This is a genomic window from Methylibium sp., assembly GCF_031393925.1.
GTDB lineage: Bacteria > Pseudomonadota > Gammaproteobacteria > Burkholderiales > Burkholderiaceae_C > Methylibium.
The window spans coordinates 1-2,145 of record NZ_JANMWL010000032.1 but is presented as its reverse complement, the minus strand read 5'-3'; the positions used below and the strand labels follow the sequence as shown (position 1 = coordinate 2,145).

Below are 2,145 nucleotides of genomic sequence, written 5' to 3'. Positions count from 1 at the left end.
GCTGGCGCCGACGCCGCCGGTGCGAGCGGTTGGTACAGCGGCCGCGTCATCGTCACCGGCGTCACGTCGAGCGCGAGGTTGAGCACCGTGTAATCCTCGCCGCCAAAGGCGCCGGTGTACCAACCCAGGCTGTCGGGCAGGCGGCGCAGGCGGAACTCGAAGCCCAGGTCGGGGCGCGGGTCGTCGCGCGGCGGAATGCCGCTGAAGGCCAGGCCGTAGGCCTCGGTTTCGGCGTTGTCGATCAGGTTGGCCATGGCGTTGACGATCGCCGAATCGCCCAGGATGTCGGGCACGAAGGGCATGCGCCGAAAGTAGGGCCGGAAGTCCGGCGCGTGCGGGTCGATCAACATGCCGGCGAGCTTTTGCGCCGACGGCGTGGTCGCGCCGGTGGCCAGGTTGTGGCGGTCGCCGCGGTCCAGGTAGGTCAGGCGCGCATTGCGCAGATTAAAGGCGCCGAGCGTCGTGTCGTGCGTGGCGTCAGTCAGGTTGACCAGCAGCGCGCCCTTGCCGCCGATGATCTCGACCTCGCTGCCATGCAGGATGGCCGCACTGTTCTCTTCAATGCCCAGGCCCAGGCGGTAGTTCTTTTGCAGCATCAGCGGCAGCATCCGGCCGATGCGCCCGCGCTTGAGGAAATGCTGGTCGATGAAGAGGTCGGGGCCGACGAAGCCCAGCCCTCGGTCGATCTCGCGGCCTTCTTCGGCACGGCCGGCCTTGAGCACGCCCAGCACATTGGCGGCGTCGCGGAACATGGTCTCGCTCATCACCGCCGCGCCCGCGCTGGTGCCGGCGATCACGCCGCCGCTTTCATACACCGACCAGATCGCTTCGAGCAGCGGTGTGCGCTTGCCGTCGCCCTCGAGCAGCGCGTCAACGATGCGCGCTTGCGCGCCGCCGGCAAAGAACACGCCGCGTGCGGCGCGAGCCTTGGCCACCAGCACCGGGTCGCGCACGGCCTCATCGGCATCGAGCCCCGTCCAGCGCGGCGACACCGGCAGCAATTCGGCCGCCGCACCCTGGGCGGCGAGCGCCTCGACGATGCGCGCGCCCGTCGTCTCCGGGTTGGCCGCCGCCGCCGGCACCACCACCCAGCGCGCACCTGCGCCGCCGGAAAGCTGCACCAGGCGCTGCCAGATCTCGGCGTTCTCGTACTTGAGCGCACCGCCGATCGGCACCACGTAACCGGTGACGGGTGCCGAGGCCGGTGCCGCGGCCGGCGTCGGCGCGCCGGGTGCTGCCGACGCGCAGAGGCCTGGCCACGCCAGGCCCATGGCCAGGCCCAGGCCGGCCAGTCGGGTCAGGAAGGAGCGGCGCGTCGACGCGGCGGGCAATGTCATCAAAGGGAGTATCTACGTCGAGGCCGGCCGCAAGGCAGCGTCGACGACACGGCGCTCGTCGAACACGAAACACTCGCCCTCGAAGTGACGCGGCCCGACCGCCGCAAAGTAGCCGAGGATGCCGCCCTCGAGCTGCAGCGCATGCGCCACGCCGCGCTCGGCCAGCAGCAGCGCCGCCTTCTCGCAGCGGATGCCGCCGGTGCAATAGCTCACCACCGTCTTGCCTTCGAGCGCGGCACGGCCGGCTTCGAGCGCGGCGGGAAAGTCGCTGAACTTGCCCAGGCGCCAGTCGAGCGCGCCGGCAAAGCGCCCGGCGTCGACCTCGAAGCCGTTGCGCGTGTCCAGCAACACCAGCTCACGGCCGGCGTCGCAGCGCCCGGCATCGAGCCAGCGCGAGAGCGTGGCGGCATCGACGGCCGGCGCGCGGCCCTTGGCGGGGTGCGCGGTGGGGTGCGCGGTGAGGTGATTCATGCGGATGATTTCGCGCTTGATCTTCACCCGCAGGCGCCAAAACGGCGGCGCCGCGCTCCAGCTTTCTTTCACCGTCATGGCGGCAAAGCGCGCGTCGCCGTGCAGCTCGGCGACGAAGCCGCGCGCCGCGGCCGGCGCCCCGGCAAGAAACAGGTTGATGCCCTCTGCGGCCAGCAGGACCGTGCCCAAGAGCGCGCGCTCGCTCGCCGCGGCCAGCAGCCGCTCGCGCAGGGCGGCCAGGTCGGTGAGGGCGACGAAGCGGTAGGCGGCGAGGTTGAGGATGCTTGGCACGGGCGGCGATTCTAGGCAGGGCCCCGATGACCCGACCGCGCAGCGG

The 2,145-nt window shown here is 71.3% G+C and carries 2 protein-coding genes; both read right to left on the bottom strand.

Annotated elements, in window-relative coordinates; translation table 11 throughout:
* A partial coding sequence (locus RMO12_RS02075) for a cyanophycinase (RefSeq protein WP_309638028.1) occupies positions 1-1,337 on the bottom strand: 1,337 nt, incomplete at its 3' end.
* A 12-nt stretch (positions 1,338-1,349) separates the two neighbouring features.
* Complete coding sequence (locus RMO12_RS02070) at positions 1,350-2,099, bottom strand: sulfurtransferase (RefSeq protein WP_309638027.1); 750 nt, start codon at positions 2,097-2,099, stop codon at positions 1,350-1,352.
* Positions 2,100-2,145 lie beyond the last annotated feature (46 nt).